At 65.0% G+C, this 16,595-nt stretch carries 11 protein-coding genes and 1 tRNA gene; 2 read left to right on the forward strand and 10 right to left on the reverse strand.

The features are described 5' to 3' along the window. Positions 1-7: 7 nt before the first annotated feature. From CH290_RS14965 to CH290_RS14995, 7 genes are all read right to left on the reverse strand, one after another. Positions 8-694 carry a DUF8010 domain-containing protein gene (locus tag CH290_RS14965; protein WP_033190420.1) on the reverse strand — a complete coding sequence of 229 codons (687 nt, stop codon included), beginning with the start codon at positions 692-694 and terminating at the stop codon, positions 8-10. Continuing rightward, entirely contained in the window at positions 687-1,151 is a 465-nt protein-coding gene (locus CH290_RS14970) for an acyl-CoA thioesterase (RefSeq protein ID WP_052059270.1), read from the reverse strand. Before CH290_RS14970 ends, CH290_RS14965 begins: the two co-directional genes overlap by 8 nt. Before the next feature lie 46 nt (positions 1,152-1,197). Continuing rightward, positions 1,198-6,066 carry an NAD-glutamate dehydrogenase gene (locus CH290_RS14975; RefSeq protein ID WP_033190419.1) on the reverse strand — a complete coding sequence of 1,623 codons (4,869 nt, stop codon included), beginning with the start codon at positions 6,064-6,066 and terminating at the stop codon, positions 1,198-1,200. Between the two features lie 136 nt (positions 6,067-6,202). Then, complete coding sequence (gene ettA, locus CH290_RS14980) at positions 6,203-7,882, reverse strand: energy-dependent translational throttle protein EttA (protein WP_019664769.1); 1,680 nt, start codon at positions 7,880-7,882, stop codon at positions 6,203-6,205. A gap of 152 nt (positions 7,883-8,034) precedes the next feature. Further along, the gene (gene ssb / locus CH290_RS14985; RefSeq protein ID WP_019664771.1) at positions 8,035-8,571 is read right to left on the reverse strand and encodes a single-stranded DNA-binding protein; all 537 of its coding nucleotides are present in this window, start codon (positions 8,569-8,571) and stop codon (positions 8,035-8,037) included. Positions 8,572-8,742: 171 nt separating this feature from the next. Next, positions 8,743-9,366 carry an IMPACT family protein gene (locus CH290_RS14990; protein WP_033190418.1) on the reverse strand — a complete coding sequence of 208 codons (624 nt, stop codon included), beginning with the start codon at positions 9,364-9,366 and terminating at the stop codon, positions 8,743-8,745. Positions 9,367-9,418: 52 nt separating this feature from the next. After that, positions 9,419-11,182 (reverse strand): ABC transporter ATP-binding protein, encoded by a 1,764-nt coding sequence (locus tag CH290_RS14995; protein WP_019664773.1) that lies wholly within the window; start codon positions 11,180-11,182, stop codon positions 9,419-9,421. 117 nt (positions 11,183-11,299) lie between these two features. Between CH290_RS14995 and CH290_RS15000 the strand changes: the two genes are divergently transcribed. Continuing rightward, positions 11,300-11,728: a MarR family winged helix-turn-helix transcriptional regulator gene (locus CH290_RS15000; RefSeq protein ID WP_020111695.1), complete on the forward strand. Its 429-nt coding sequence runs from the start codon at positions 11,300-11,302 to the stop codon at positions 11,726-11,728. A gap of 18 nt (positions 11,729-11,746) precedes the next feature. On the opposite strand, the gene CH290_RS15005 is transcribed toward CH290_RS15000, so the two are convergent. The 3 genes from CH290_RS15005 to CH290_RS15015 all read right to left on the reverse strand — a co-directional run bounded on the left by CH290_RS15005 (position 11,747) and on the right by CH290_RS15015 (position 15,218). After that, positions 11,747-13,780: a bifunctional copper resistance protein CopD/cytochrome c oxidase assembly protein gene (locus CH290_RS15005; protein ID WP_033190417.1), complete on the reverse strand. Its 2,034-nt coding sequence runs from the start codon at positions 13,778-13,780 to the stop codon at positions 11,747-11,749. 92 nt (positions 13,781-13,872) lie between these two features. After that, on the reverse strand, positions 13,873-15,024 hold the full coding sequence (locus tag CH290_RS15010; RefSeq protein ID WP_033190615.1) for an XdhC family protein: 1,152 nt from the start codon (positions 15,022-15,024) through the stop codon (positions 13,873-13,875). A gap of 121 nt (positions 15,025-15,145) precedes the next feature. After that, positions 15,146-15,218, reverse strand: a tRNA-Arg gene (locus CH290_RS15015). Between the two features lie 220 nt (positions 15,219-15,438). Between CH290_RS15015 and CH290_RS15020 the strand changes: the two genes are divergently transcribed. Beyond that, positions 15,439-16,557: a N(5)-(carboxyethyl)ornithine synthase gene (locus CH290_RS15020; protein WP_051127759.1), complete on the forward strand. Its 1,119-nt coding sequence runs from the start codon at positions 15,439-15,441 to the stop codon at positions 16,555-16,557. The last annotated feature ends 38 nt before the right edge of the window (positions 16,558-16,595 follow it).

Below are 16,595 nucleotides of genomic sequence, written 5' to 3' on the forward strand. Positions count from 1 at the left end.
AGCCGTTTCAGCGCTCCACCGTGAGGGAGAGCGCGTTCTCTCGGCGGCAGAAGACCGAGCCGTAGCGCGCGTCGAGGCGTAGCCACACCTTGGTGGCGCGCACGCGCACGATCTCGTTCGAGTCGATGCGCGCGAGGTCGACGTCGGCCTTGAGCGGGTCCTCCCCCGTGTGCGGCACGAAACCCATTGCCGTGAGGGCGAACACCGTTCTCATCGTGACCGACACTCCGCCCGCGGCACCGTCGACGTGCAGGACCTGCTGATCGAGCAGCGACACCGGCGGACCGTGGCTGCTCCCGTGCTCCTTCGCGAGCGCAGCACCGCGCTGAGCGAGGTCGATCAAGACCCGAGCAGGTACGTCGTCGACATGCTCGAATCCCTGGTCGGGAGGCAACGCGCCCTTCCACGCCGAATCCATCGAGAAGCCCGGGTCGACTCTGCCGTCGACGGCCGACCCGAGAGCCGCGAGCAGCTGATCGGCTGCCGCCGAGGTGTCGTCCGGAACGATCGATCCGGCGACGACCCGCACGGCGAGCGCGTCGAAACCCGTCGATGCCCAGGCCGACAGCCGCCCGTCGGTACGCGTCCTCAAGCGCACCACCGCAGCTTCGTCGAGGCGCAGCGCCTTGCCGAGGAACGCAGTCAGATTCTCCCGTTCGACCGGGTCCGGAATGGTGAGTACACGCTCAAACACGCTGCCAGCTCTCGAGATACTCGCGCTCTTCAGCGGTGAGGCGTCGCAGCTTCTGAGTGTCGATGTCGAATGCTGCAATCTGAGTCGACGCGATGATGGCCGCCGGAGTGTCCAGCGACGCACCGTTGGCGCGCACCTCGTAACCGGCCACGAAATCCACGGCCCGCACCTTGTCGATCCACATGAAGACGTCCAGGGGGCCGTCCTCGTGTCGAAGCTGACCGCGGTACTTCACGTGCAGATCCGCGATGACCGCGCCGTGCCGCAGGTTCGCCGTCGGTCGTCCGTCGACGAGAAGCCACGGTATCCGCGCCTCCTCCAGCAACGTCACCATGCGGGCATGGTTGATGTGCTGGTACACGTCCATGTCCGACCAGCGAACATCCACGCTGGTATGAAAACCGATGCGTTCCTGCGGCTCTCGATGGTCGGACAGATGGTCGGCGGGCACACTCACAGCAGTCGTCCTTCTTTCGTCGATGGCACGCTACGGACAGAAAATGCTACGGAACCATACTGCGCACCTGCCGCGCAGCGACGGACAGTGTAGCGAGGTCGAGGGTTCCCGAGTCCGAGATCTCGCGGAGCGCAGCGCGAGCACGTGCGAGGCGGGACGAGTTGGTCGATTCCCACTCCGCGATTTTCTCCGAGGCACTTTCGTGCGGTTCGCCGCCCAGGAGAACTTCTTTGGTGATCGCCCGCAGGGAGGAGTACAGGTCGTCGCGAAGCGCCAACCGCGCCAACGAATGCCAGCGATCCCCTCGGGCAAGTCCGGACACCGATGTCAGCAACCAGTCGATGCCGATGTGCGCGTCCAGTGCGAAGTACAGCTCGGCGACTTCGGCGGGGTCGTGTTCGGTAATGTCCGCGACGTCGATGATGTCGAGCAGACTGTAGTTGTCCAGCAGTCGATACACCGCGGACGCGAGCTCCCTCGGAGCACCACGTTCGACGGCTGCCTGCACGCGGGCCTCGACGTTGCGTGCCTGATAGGTGTCGATGTACTCGCCGACGACGGCACTCAGGGATGCGACTTTGCCTGCGTACCGGCTGATCTCGGCGCCGACGGCAAGGGGTTGCGGTCGATTGGTCAACAACCACCGGGCGACGCGGTCGAGCACCCGTCGGGATTCGAGCAACAACTCGTCGGACGACGCCGTCGGCATACCCGCCGTCCGGATGTCGTTCCACAGCTCGTCCAAACCGAAGATCGCCGTCGCAGCCGCGAACGCACGCACGGCGTCGGTGCCCGTTGCGCCTGCGTCCTCGGCGAGTCGGTAGACGAAGGTGATGCCGCCCCGATCGACGGTCTCGTTGGTCAGCGTGGTCGCCACCAACTGCCTACGCAGTGGGTGCGAGGTGATCTCGTTCGCGTAGGGCTCGCGAAGAACGTCCGGGAAGTACTTCGGCAGCCGCGAGGCGAACACGTCGCTGTCCGGCAGTTCGCTGGCCAACAGATCACTTTCCAGGCTCAGCTTCACGTGAGCCATCAACGTCGCGAGCTCAGGGGAGGTAAGTCCGCGGCCCTCCGACTTCCGCGTGCGGATCTCCTGTTCGCTGGGCAACGCTTCGAGTTCGCGGTCGAGCCCTCGTCGTTCCTCCAGGTCCTCGATCACCCGTCGGTGCACGGTGAGCAACGACGGCGCGTCGAACCGAGAGGTCCCCAGCAGTTCGTTCTGCATGAAGTTGTCCCACAGCACCAGTCGGCCGACCTCGTCCGTCATCGACGCGAGGAGTTCGTCGCGATCGTCTCGGTCCAGCACACCGTCGGAGATAGCCGACTCGAGGAGGATCTTGATGTTGACCTCGTGATCGGAGCAGTCGACGCCCGCCGAGTTGTCCACGGCGTCGGTGTTGATCCGTCCGCCTGCGAGGTCGTACTCGATGCGTCCGAGCGCCGTCGCACCGAGGTTTCCGCCCTCGCCGACGACCGTGGCCCGAACCTCGTTGCCGTTCACCCTGACAGCGTCGTTCGATTTGTCGCCGACGTCGGAGTTCGATTCGGTGGACGCCTTGATGTAGGTACCGATTCCGCCGTTCCACAGCAGGTCGGCTGGAGCAGTGAGGATGGCACGAACCAGCTCCGGGGGCGACAACGACGTCACGGTGTCCCCCAGCCCCAACGCCGCGCGCGCCTCGGGGCTGATCGGAACGGATTTCACGGTCTTGTCCCACACTCCGCCGCCCCGCGAGATCAATGCCGAATCGTAGTCCGCCCAGGAGGAACGAGGGAGTCCGAACAGACGCTCACGTTCGGCGAACGACGCCGCCCTGTCCGGGTTCGGATCGAGGAAGATGTGCCGGTGGTCGAACGCCGCCAACAGCCCGATGTGGCGGCTGAGCAGCATTCCGTTTCCGAACACGTCGCCGCTCATGTCGCCGACGCCGACGACGGTGAAGTCCTCGGTTTGAGTGTCGACGCCGATTTCACGGAAGTGCCGCTTGACGCTCTCCCACGCACCCTTCGCCGTGATTCCCATCGCCTTGTGGTCGTACCCTGCCGAGCCGCCGGACGCGAAAGCGTCGCCGAGCCAGAAGTCGTACTCGGCGGCAACGGAATTGGCGAGGTCGGAGAACGTCGCAGTTCCCTTGTCCGCGGCGACGACGAGGTAGGTGTCGTCGCGGTCTCGGCGTACGACGCGGTCGGGTGGGATCACCGATCCGCTTGCACGGTCGAGGTTGTCGGTGACGTCCAGTAGCCCGGCGATGAACAACCGGTAGCAGGATTTGCCTTCGTCCAGCGCCGCAGTCCGATCAGCGGCAGCATCCCCGGTGGTCGCGGGCGGACGCTTGACGACGAATCCGCCCTTCGCGCCCACCGGAACGATGACCGCATTCTTGACCATCTGAGCTTTTGCGAGTCCGAGGATTTCGGTGCGGAAATCCTCGCGACGGTCCGACCAGCGCAACCCGCCTCGGGCGACGGCTCCGAACCGAAGGTGAACACCTTCGACGCGAGGGGAATAGACGAAGATCTCGAATGTGGGCTTGGGCTTGGGCAGTTCCGCGATCTTCTGCGGATCGAACTTGATCGAGAGGAACTCGCGCCGAGTGCCGTGTTCATCCACCACGTAGAAGTTGGTGCGCAACGTCGCGCGGACAAGCTCGAAGATCGATCGCAGAATCCGGTCCGCGTCGAGGCTGATGACCTCGTCGATCAAGGACTGGAGCTCGTCGCTCAGTTCCTCGGAACGGGATTCCGACGCCCGCTCGGGGTCGAACTGCGCCTCGAAGAGCCCGACCAGGAGTCGTGCGGTCCGCGGGTGTGACAGCAGGACACCCTCGATGTTGAACTGACTGTACGGAAAATTGGCCTGGCGCAGATATTTCGCGTACGCCCGAAGGATCATCGCTTGGCGCCAGTCGAGGGCCGCCCGCATGACCAGTTCGTTGAACCTGTCGGCCTCCGCCCGACCCTCCCACACGGCCGTGAAGGCATCGGTGAAGCGCAGCTGGACCCTCGATTCGCGATCGGTCGCACCGGCACCCTGCAACTCCGAATCGAGATCGCCGTCGATCGCCGCGTTCAACATCTCGCGCGATGCCGACACCCCGAAATCATATATCCAACACTGCAATCCGTCGGGACGGACCACCGGATAAGGACGCTCGTCGTCGACCTCGACACCGAGGCTCTGCAGCACGGGCAGCACCTGGCTGAGCGATACTCCCCTGCCTCCGATGTAGAGACTGAACCGCCAGCTACCGACCTCGGAGTCGGCGTTTCGGTAGAGCTGCATGTCGATGGCGCCGTCGGACAGGGCTTCGAAACGAACGATGTCGAAGACTGCACGCTCGGGCCGGAAGTCCTGCTTGTAGGCCTCGGGCAACGCGTCCGCGTAGCGCGAGGCAACGACGGTATCCGCCGAGTCGATACGCGAGACCGCCTCCGACAGCGCGTCTTCCCAGGTTCGGATGGTCTCGGTGAGCAGAGCTTCGATCCGGTCGACGTTGTCCCGCGAGAGATCGAGCGCGGACGCCTGCTCGTCGTCCCGGCGGACCGTGACGTGCAGCAGTGCCAGGTCGGATTCCGTGACGCGGGCGGTGTAGTCGATACCGGACCCGGCCAACTCGTCGAGCAGGCACTTCTGCACCGCCAGTCGCACCCGTGTGGTGTAGCGATCACGCGGCAGGTACACCAGCGCGGACACGAACGATCCGCCCGCGTCTTCGCGCAGGAACACCTTCACCTTGCGCCGACGTCCCAGGGCAAGTACGGCCGTCGCCGTTTCGTACAGGGAGCGCGCATCGGTGGCGAAGAGCTCCGACCTCGGCATGGACTGGAGAACTTCCAGCATCGCCTGGCCCGAGAACGATTGCAGGTCGTACCCGGCTCGATCGACAGCGGATCGGACGCGCCGCTCGATCACCGGGATGTCGAGAACGTTCTCGTGCAACGCGGTCACGGTGAACACACCGACGAAGCGATGTTCCCCCAGCTCCGGATTCGACGGGTCGAACAGTGTCACGAAGTAGGGATAGACGGCACGGTGCACCGTCGCTGGGCTGGAACCCTGAACGAGGGTGACGATGTCGCTACGATCATCCAAAGAGCTTGTATCGGAGGCGATTCGGTGATCGTCCCGCAACACACCCAAACCACTGTCCGCGACCGGTACCGCGGTCAGGGATCCGTCGGAGGATTTCTCGGCCGAGTAGCGACGGTAACCGAGCAACGTGTAGTGACCGTCGGCGAGCCAACGCAGCAGGCCGGCGGCATCTCGCTGCTGAACAGCGGAAGAGTCCGTGGAATCGGCGGCGGCGGCCTCGAATGCGTCCGCGATCTCGCTCTGGACGCGGCGCATCCCGTCGGTGTCCGCGATGACCTCGCGGACATCGGTCAAGACCGCGGCCACAGCGCCTTCCACCGTGTCCGCGACGTCGTCGGGCACCGCGGGATTGAGTTGCAGATGCATCCAGGATTCGCGGATCGTCCCGTCCGAACCGGGCCCGTTGCTCGATCCGGCGGACAGCAACCTGTCGTCGCCGTCGCGTGTGACGTCGAGGATGGGATGGACGACGTCGCTGACCTCGACTCCGATCCGAGACAGCTGCGACACCACGGACTCGACGAGCAGCGGCATGTCGTCGGTGACGATCTGCAGTGCGAGCCCTACCGCACCCGACGTCCCGTCGGAGTTGTCGGCACCGGGGCGATACAGGCGGATGTTCGCGGTCCCCGCGGTACGCCGCGCAGCGAGTAGCACGTGACGCCGGAACATCGTTCGTTCGGCCTGCTCGATCGATCCGTCCTGATCGGCCGAGTCGACGTGCGCGAAGTACGCCGCCTTCACCTGCGACAGGGATGTGACCAACTCCCCCGGCAGTTCGCTCGTCCAGTCGATGTCCGTCGTACCCGCCGAGTTCGGCATGTGTTGAACCACTCCCTTGTGAGGACCTTCTTCGTCGTAACGACGAGCCTATAGGGGAAGGCGTCACTCGATGGGCGTGTGGTCCGGCCTGTTTCGCGTACTCGTCGGTAGGCGAAACAGGCCGGACAGCTCGCGGCTAGTCGCGGGTCAGCTTGCGGTGCGTCACCCGGTGCGGGCGAGCGGCATCGGGTCCGAGGCGCTCGACCTTGTTGGCCTCGTATCCCTCGAAGTTGCCCTCGTACCAGTACCACGCGGCTTCGTTGTCACCGAACCCGCCTTCCCACGCGAGGATGTGGGTACACGTCCGGTCGAGGAACCACCGGTCGTGCGAGATGACCACCGCGCAGCCCGGGAACTCTTCGAGCGCGTTCTCGAGCGAACCGAGAGTCTCGACGTCCAGGTCGTTGGTCGGCTCGTCGAGCAGAATCAGGTTTCCGCCCTGCTTGAGCGTCATCGCCAAGTTGAGACGGTTGCGCTCACCACCGGACAGCACGCCCGACGGCTTCTGCTGATCGTGGCCCTTGAACCCGAACGAGCTGATGTAGGCGCGCGACGGAAACTCGGAGTTGCCGACGGTGATGAAGTCGAGGCCGTCGGAGACCGTCTCCCAGACCGTCTTCTTGGGGTCGATACCGGATCGGTTCTGGTCGACGTAGCTGAGCTTGACCGTCTGCCCGATCTTGACCTCGCCGCCGTCCGGCTCCTCGAGTCCGACGATCGTCTTGAACAGCGTCGTCTTACCGACACCGTTGGGGCCGATGACGCCGACGATGCCGTTACGCGGGAGCGTGAAGGACAGGTCCTTGATCAGCACGCGACCGTCGAAGCCCTTGTCGAGGTTCTTGACCTCGACGACGACGTCGCCCAGACGCGGCGGGTTGGGGATCTGAATTTCGTCGAAGTCGAGCTTGCGAGTCTTCTCGGCCTCCGCGACCATCTCGTCGTAGCGCGCGAGACGCGACTTGCTCTTGGCCTGACGCGCCTTGGCGCCGGAGCGCACCCAGGCGAGCTCGTCCTTGAGTCGCTTCTGGAGCTTCTGGTCCTTCTTGCCCGCGACTTCGAGGCGCTCTGCCTTCTTCTCCAGGTACGTCGAGTAGTTGCCCTCGTACGGGTAGAGGTGGCCGCGGTCGACCTCGGCGATCCACTGGGCGACGTGGTCGAGGAAGTACCGGTCGTGTGTGACGGCGAGGATGGCGCCGGCGTAGGCAGCGAGATGCTGCTCGAGCCACAGCACCGATTCTGCGTCGAGGTGGTTGGTCGGCTCGTCGAGGAGCAGCAGGTCCGGCTTGCTCAGGAGCAGACGGCACAGCGCGACACGACGCTTCTCACCTCCGGAGAGGTTGGTGACGGGCGATTCCGGCGGCGGGCAACGCAGTGCGTCCATCGCCTGCTCGAGCTGCGAGTCGATCTCCCATGCGTCCGCGTGGTCGAGCTTCTCCTGGAGCTCACCCATCTCCTCCATGAGCTCGTCGGAGTAGTCGGTTGCCATGAGCTCGGCGATCTCGTTGTACCGCTTGAGCTGGACCATCACGTCGCCGAGTCCGTCTTCGACGTTCTCTCGAACGGTCTTGGCGTCGTCGAGCTCCGGCTCCTGCATGAGGATGCCGACCGACGCGCCTGGCGCGAGGAATGCCTCACCGTTTCCTGGCTGGTCGATCCCGGCCATGATCTTCAGGATGCTGGACTTGCCGGCGCCGTTGGGGCCGACGACGCCGATCTTCGCTCCCGGATAGAAGCTCATCGTGACGTCATCGAGGATGACCTTGTCGCCGTGCGCCTTGCGCACCTTCTTCATGGTGTAGATGAATTCCGCCATGTGGGCCAGCTTATCGGTCCGAGGGCTCACCGACACCATCGCCGTCGCGGACCGACTCGCGCGACCGACGACGGCCGTATCCAGCCGCGATGCAGGTCCGGACCCGATCGACCCTCGAATCGAGTCCGGACACGCGCATCGCAGGAAGGCCCCTACGAGACAGCGGCGGCGGTCCGCTCGCCTCCGGATGCGTCCGACGAGTCGAAGTCGGGCTCGTCGTCCATCTCACGTCCGTCCGCTTCCTCGGTGTCGCTGCTGTCTCGGAGGTCGCCGGGATCTCCGGATTCCGTGGCCCCGCTCTGTTCGTCCGACTCGCCACCGATCACGGTCCTGGCTCGTTCGACCTTGACGATGCACCGGGCGAGGTCGGGTCCGATTGCGCTCGCCGTCATTTCGACCGCGGACCGTTCGATTCCTTCCCTCGTCGTGTATTCGTTCGTTCTGAGTTGGCCGTACGCGATGACCGGATCGCCCTTCATGAGCGATCCTCCGACGCCTTTGACCAGCCTGCGCCAGCAGGTCACCGTCAGGAACAGCGTCCCGCCGTCGGTCCATTCGCCCGTCGCGCGATCCTGACGGCGCGCGTTGCTCGCCATCCGGAAGCTCAGTACTTCGTCGCCGGATGCGGTCGATCGTTTGACCGGGTTGGTGATCACGGTCCCCACCACCGCACATTGTGCCTCGTACATGTTCGTCCCCCTTGCTTCGGTGTTCGGCCGAGCACCACTCGACCCACGTCGAACTGTGCCGCGAAAATCGACCCTGCGGTGCCCCGAAACGAGATCTGTGGATGGGGCCTGTACCTGTGGACAACCGACTCTCGAACGCCGGTTCACGGTGAGGGGTGTCGGGGTGCCGTGTTATACGGCTGCGTCGACGTAGTCGGTGCCGAGTCGTACCGGTTCGGCACTGCCCGCGGTGGAACCCGCGAGGGCACTTTCGATCATGGCGTACTCCGCTGCCGCGAGCGTCAACACCGCCGTGGAGAGATAGTCGACGGACACGATGTCGATCCCTCGCGCACGCAGGTCGGCTTCGATCCTGCCGACGTCGGCGTGATCGAGTTCCACTCTCACACGGCGTCTTTGGACCCTGCGACGCACAGTGGCCGTCGCCAGAGCTTCGACGACCGCCCCGGCGTACGCGCGCGCCAGCCCTCCGGTGCCCAGTTTCGTTCCGCCGTAAATTCTGCTGACGACGGCGACCACATTGGTGAGTTCGCGCCCGGTCAACACCTCGAGGATCGGTGTTCCGGCGGTACCACTGGGCTCACCGTCGTCGCTGGCCCGCGCGATTCGGCTACCGGGGAGGTCGCCGACGACGAATGCCGAACAGTGATGCCGCGCAGCGCTGTTCGATTGTCGACCGGCCGCGATCACGGCTCGTGCGCGGTCCTCCGTGTCCGCCCGCGCCACGACTGCGAGAAATCGCGACTTCTTCACCTCGATCTCGGCGGTAGTTCGATCGACGACGGTCAAGAACATCGTCGGTCTCCTCTCACCGGTGTCGCGAGGGTAGCTTCTCGGCACGAGAAGTTCACGCCGCGACCGATTCCGAGACGTTGTTGTGCGCGGAGTCGCCGGATGCGTGTACCAGGTCGGCGTATCGACCACCCTTGTCGACGAGCTCGGTGTGATTACCGATCTCGACGACGCGTCCGCCGTCGAGGACGGCGATGCGGTCGGCGGCCCGGACCGTCGAGAGCCGGTGGGCGACGATGATGGTCGTGCGCCCCACCATCAGCTCGTCGAGGGCGGTTTGCACGGCGCGTTCGGTCGAGTTGTCCAGCGCACTGGTCGCCTCGTCGAGTATCAGGATCGGCGGGTTCCGCAGTACCGTGCGCGCGATCGCGAGACGCTGCTTCTCGCCGCCTGAGAATCGGTAGCCGCGTTCCCCGACTACGGTGTCGTATCCGTCGTCGAGGCCCACGACGAAATCGTGAATCTGCGCGATCCGTGCGGCGCGCTCGATCTCGGCGTCGGTTGCGTCGGGTTTCGCGAACCGCAGGTTGTCTCGAATGCTGGCGTGGAACAGGTACGTCTCCTGCGACACGACGCCGACCAGGTCTGCGACGACAGCCGTCGGCAGGTCTCGGATGTCGATGCCGTCGATGGTGATTCGGCCGTGGGTGGGGTCGTGCAGCCGCGCGGCGAGATATCCGAGCGTGGTCTTGCCGGACCCCGTCGATCCGACGAGCGCCAGGGTGCTGCCCGCGGGGACGTCGATGTCGATGTCGGACAACGCGGGCCGCGAGGCGTCGGCGTAGGAGAACTCGACGTGTTCGAACCGTACGTGCCCCGACACGTCCTCTCGGGCGAGCAGGGTCGGAGCGATCGGTTCGTCTATGTCGACCGGCAGGTCCAGGTACTCGAAGACGCGCCCGAACAGTGCCAGGGAACTCTGTACTTCCACGCCGGTGCTCAGCAGCTGCATCGTCGGCCTGAACAGCTGAGTTTGCAGGGTCGTGAAGGCGACGAGTGTGCCGACGGTGAGCGCACTGCCGTTCCCGATGGTGATTCCAGCGAACCAGTAGACGAGCGCGGGCATGATGGCGAAGCTGATCTGCATGCTTGCCATGCGCCACTTACCGGCCATCATGGCTTTGAGTTCGACGTCGGCGACTTCGTCGGAGCGCGCTGCGAATTGCTGCGTGAGAACGCCCGACGACCCCGTCGTCTTGCCGAGCAGGATGCCGCTGACGGACAGCGATTCCTCGATCTGAACCGACAGCTCGCTCAGCAGCTTCTGCCGAGTCGTCGAGATCTTTCGTCTCTCGTTGCCGATCTTTCGAGCGATGCGGACGAACACCGGCAGGATGATCAGCGAGAACAGCGCCAGCCGCCAGTCGAGCAGGAACAGCGCCACGACGGTCGCTGCAACCGTCGTGGCGTTCTGGGCGATCGACGTGGCGGTATTGGTGACCACGGATTGCATTCCGCCGATGTCGTTGGCGATTCTGGACTGCACCTCGCCGGTGCGGGTGCGCGCGAAGAAGCCGAGAGATTGACGTTGCAGGTGACCGTAGACGGCGACACGAAGGTCGTGCATCAGCGTCTGACCGACGCTGTTGGACATCCAGGTCTGGAGTACGCCGAGGGTGTTGGTGACGACGGCGACTGCGATCATGCCCAGCGCGATCAGCGTGACGAGCGTGACGTCGCGATCAGGGATGGCGTGGTCGAGCAGTTCACGAAGGAGCAGTGGTGAAGCGAGCGCGACGACGGCACTGACGACGATGATCGAGGTGACGAGTGCGATGCGTGCGCGGTAGGGACGGAACAGCGCCAGAACCCTACCCACGGGGGCCGGGTCGGCGACTTTCGATTGATTGCGTACCAAGAAGACCTCCTGGGTCGACGAACATAAACGAGAGGTTACCTCACTATGAGGTTGCGATCAAGCGGCTATGCTGTCGACATGCACACGGGAGACACCCCGAACCTGGCCGATTCCTTCATGGCCGTCGCGCGGCGGATCCGCCATACCCACATGAGCGCGCTCGAACCGTTCGGACTCAATCCGTCACAGAGCCGTGCGCTGCACGTGCTGGCTCGAGAAGGGCGCCCGATGCGACTGCGCGCCTTGGCGGATCACCTGCGCATCGTGGCCCGGTCGGCCACCGACATCGTCGACTCACTCGAAACCGCCGAGCTGGTGGCGAGGGAGAACGACCCGGCCGACCGACGGGCTGTCCTCGTCTCGCTCACCGACACCGGCCGGGTCCGACTACGTGACATCGACGCGGCCCGCGCGAAGGTGGCCGTCGAGTTGTTCGACACCCTCGACCCGTCGGAGCGCCACGATCTTCAGCGCATTCTCGCCAAGATCACGGCCGATCCGCTCTGACCTGTCGGAGAAATGCAGTTACCGCCCGTTGTCCCGATCGCGTCGTGCCAGCTCGGCGAACATTGCGTTGTGTGCAGCCAGGTCTGCGTCGTGGTCGCGGTCCGCGGCGCGGTCCGAGCGCTTGGCGTTGCGATCGTCACTGCGCGACCACTGAATGAGCAGGGCCAACATCACCAGGACGAGTGGAATCTCGCCCGTGGCCCAGGCGATACCACCGCCCAACTTCTGGTCGCCCATGAGATCGCCGTTCCAGTCCAAGCCGAGCGTGCGGTAGTACCAGCCACCCATGACGGTGTTCATGCTCATCAACGCGACGCCGAAGAAGGCGTGGAAGGGAAGCGATCCGAAGACCATGGCCAGTTTGGTGATGGGTTCGATGTGCCGCGGCGACGGGTCGACACCGATCACGACCCAGTAGAAGAGGTAACCGCTGAGAATGAAGTGCGCGTTCATCAGCAGGTGCGCCGAATGGTTGTCCAGCACGGCACCGAAGATGCCACCGAGATACAGCACGTAGAAGCCGCCGACGAACAGGACCGCCGCGACGACGGGGTGCGTCAGGAATCGCGAGACCGGGCTGTGCAGCGCCTGCAGAAGCCACTCACGCGGACCGGGAATCCCGTCCTTGCCCGCTACCGGCAATGCACGCAGGGCGAGCGTGAGGGCGCCGCCGAGTGCGAGCAGAACGGGCACCAGCATCGACAACGCCATGTGTGCGCCCATGTGCACGCTGAAGGTCGCCGGCGAGTACTTGCCGACGCCGGAGGACGTGGCCACGAGCATCGTCGCGCACCCGAGGAGGAACGCGATCGTCCGCCCGACAGGCCATGCGTCGCCGCGTCGACGGAGACGCCGAACACCGAGCAGGTACACGACGGCCAGCACGATCGAGGCCGTTCCGAAGATGAGGTCGAACCGCCAGTCGAACATCAGCCGGGCGAAGGTGGGCGGATCCGGGAGGTCGTACCCGAGGGCTGCTTCGGACAGCGAGAGATCGGGGTCGACGTCCGACGGCGGCGGAGTCCGACCCAGACCGACTGCGAGGCCGATCGTGGCCGCGAGAACGAGAACTTCTCCCCCGGCGAACCTGATCAGCGCACCTCGGGACGACGGGTCGGATGCGAGAGCAGGTAGTGACCTGCGCCGCTGGATCCACCCGAAGAATCCCAGCGCGACCAAGGCGAGAACCTTGGCCAGAATCAACCGACCGTAGAGCGTCGTGAACAGGTCCGCGACGGATACACGAACCAGAGCGTTGATCACACCGGAGGCTGCCATCACGACGAAGCAGACGGTTGCCACGGCCGAGAATCGCCTGGCCGCGACGTCGGTGTGTGCGCCCCGGCGTCGGGCGTGAGCAAGAACGGCGAAGAGGCCGCCCGCCCACAGCGTCGCACCGACGAGATGCAGGATCAGACTGTTGGTGGCGACGTCGTGCGAACCTCCCGACGAGGAGTGCCCGGTCAGCGCAATGGGCATCAACGTACCGAGCGCGAAGAGCAGAAGCAGCGGCGTCCACGACCACCGCAGTACCGCCCGCGAGACGATCGCGAGCACCACGGCCAGAATCGCCGTCCAACGCCAGGCTCCGGCGATTTCCACCTGATCGAGGGCAACCCACAGGTTGCTGGGTTGGATTGCGACGGTGAACGGCTGACCCGACGTGTCCGACAAGGTCAGCGGGACGAGTACCAGTGCGCACGCTGCCCACACGATCGCCGCAGCCGATCCGGTGCGCACGGCGCGGTATCCGCCGACATCGAGCACTCCGGACTTCTGCGGCGGCACCAGGAATGCCGCGAGCAGGAAGGAACCGATGGCGATGGACGCCGCTATCTCGCCGATGGCACGGATGGCGGGAAGCCCGTACGTGGTGGCCGGACCGGGATCCGGAATACCGAGGAGAACGAGCGCGTCCGACGCGGACAGACTGATGACGAGCGCTGCAACGACAGCACCGATCAATCCTGCCGTCACGAACACGGAGGTCGATGCGGTCCCCGGAGACTCGGCCGGTGGTGTCTCGACGGTCTCGACGTCTGGTGCTGCCATGACAACCAGAGTAAGAGGTGTCGAGTGGTCCCGTAGCCGGCGCCCTGCCGGATTCGAGCCTGGTGAAGGCGCGAGCGCCGGAAAGTCCTACGCTACGTCGTAGATCGTGTGACCTCGCCCACCGGAAGATCGTGATGAATCCGTCCGCTTCCACCGGCGAGAGGGGCGCCACTGCCGCCCCACCGCTTGGCAACGATTTCGGCCGCGATGGAGACCGCCGTCTCCTGGGGAGTACGCGCCCCCAGGTCGAGCCCGATCGGACTGGACAACCGGGCCAGTTCGGCCTCGGTCAGTCCCGCGTCACGCAACCTGGCGAGGCGGTCGTCGTGGGTACGACGGGACCCCATCGCTCCGACGAACGCGAACTGTGGCCGACGTAACGCGACCTCGAGCAACGGCACGTCGAATTTGGCATCGTGGGTCAACACACACACGATGGTGCGTTCGTCGACTCTTCCAGCGGCAATCTGGTCGGCGAGATACCGATGCGGCCACTCGACGACGACCTCAGCCGCCGCCGGAAATCGCTGGGCCGTGGCGAACCGTGCCCGTGCGTCGCACACCGTCACTCGATATCCCAGAAACGCGCCCTGCTGGGCGACGGCAGCCGCGAAGTCGATGGCACCGAACACGAGCATTCTCGGCCGGGGGGCGTAGCTCGACACGAAGACCTCCATGCCGACGCCGAGACGTTCCCCCTCCGGTCCGTACGTCAGCGTCTCCGTGCGCCCGGACGCCAGAAGTCCACGCACGTCGTCGATCACGGCTGCGTCGAGGCGGTCGGTTCCGAACGTGCCCGACGATGCGTTCTCCTCGATCACCAGGTGCCGTCCGAGGCGAGCCGGATCCGGATGACGGACAATGGTTGCGACTGCGATCGGCCGCTCGGCAGCGATCGCGTCGGCGACGGCTCCCAGTTCGGGGAACGTCGTCCGCGAGATGGGCTCGATGAACACATCCAGGGTGCCGCCACAGGTCAACCCCACCGCGAACGCGTCGTCGTCGCTGACACCGTATCGCTCGAGGACCGGTGCGTCCGATGCGATCACAGCCGTCGCGGCCTCGTACACCGCGCCCTCGACGCATCCACCCGACACCGAGCCGCTGACTGTTCCGTCCGGTCCGACGACCATCGACGCCCCCGCTGGTCGCGGAGCGGAATCGAACGTGCGAACCACGGTCCCGACGCCTGCGGTGACCCCGGCACGCCAGAGCGCGATCACCTCGTCGAGGACATCTCTCATCGACAGAATCCTCTCGTCCGAGCACGGACCCGGGCGCTCGCGATGTAGAAGCGCCACGGTGTTCGTGTTCCACCGACTATGCCCGTTGCAGCGGGCGACGAATCGTCGATCGTGTTCTCGGTGCCCCCGGCAGGATTCGAACCTGCGACCAAGGGATTAGAAGGCCCTTGCTCTATCCCCTGAGCTACGGAGGCGTGGCCCGGACGGGTCCGAGCACGGTGGATCAGTCTACCTGCTCGGTCGGCGGGTCGACGAAGGGCAACGGGTACGACCGGAAATTCGGTCCGAAATCCGATGCGAGCCCGGTCGATCCTGTGCCTACGGGCAGCATCACGTGCGAATGCGCACTGCCGAACGTGTGGTTGACTGAGCACAACCGAAGGGGCCACCGTGCACCAGCTCACCCTCGGCGTCATGTCTCGGTCGTCGAAGCCGAACGAACGTCGCCTCCCGATTCATCCGCATCATCTCGAACGCATTCCCGACGAGCTACGACGCCGCATGTTCTTCGAGGCGGGGTATGGACTTCCGTTCGGGATCTCCGACGACCACATCGCCGCGTCGACCGGAGGCATCCGTTCGCGCACGGAGCTGATCGCCGAGTGCGATGTCGTTCTGTTGCCGAAACCGCAAGCGTCGGACCTGGAGTCGCTTCGCCCAGGTCAGATCCTGTGGGGTTGGCCGCATTGCGTCCAGGATGTCGAGCTCACTCAGGTGGCCATCGACCGCAAGCTGACGCTCGTGGCCTTCGAAGCGATGAATCATTGGTCCGCGGAGGGCTCGTTCAATCTCCACGTGTTCCACAAGAACAACGAGTTGGCCGGTTACTGTTCGGTGCTGCACGCGTTGCAGTTGATCGGGTCGACCGGAGACTACGGGCGCCGGTTACGCGCGGCGGTGATCGGCTTCGGTGCGACGGCGCGGGGTGCGGTGACGGCTCTGAACGCCCATGGCGTGCACGAGGTCGACGTACTCACTCAGCGCGGTGTCACTGCTGTCGGTTCGCCCATTCACTCGGCACGCATCGTCAATTTCGATCTCGACGGCGAACACCCACGGCGCAGCCGTGCATTGACCGACGAAGGCCGAATTCCGTTGTCGCAGTTCCTCGGCGACCACGACATCATCGTCAACTGCGTACTGCAGAACACGAATGCCCCGCTGACGTTCCTGCGCACGGAGGATCTCGACTCGATCGATCCGGGCACGTTGATAGTCGATGTCTCGTGCGACCAAGGAATGGGGTTCGAGTGGGCCCGCCCCACGTCCTTCGACGCTCCCATGTTCACTGTCGGCGACAACGTTCGGTACTACGCGGTCGACCACAGCCCGTCTTACCTGTGGGACTCGGCGACCTGGGAGATCAGTGAGTCGCTGCTGCCGTACATCGGCACCGTCCTGGGCGGACCGACCAGCTGGGACGCCGACGCGACCATTCGTCGATCCATCGAGATCCGCGACGGCGCGCTGGTCAACCCGGACATTCTCGCCTTCCAACACCGAAGCGCCGAGTACCCCTACCTGGTGGCCTGAGCCAGGCGCACGTTGGCGGTGCCGGACCGAGAAATCGG

Origin of the sequence: Rhodococcus sp. 06-156-4 (assembly GCF_002259345.1) — a bacterium.
Lineage (GTDB): Bacteria > Actinomycetota > Actinomycetes > Mycobacteriales > Mycobacteriaceae > Rhodococcoides > Rhodococcoides fascians_E.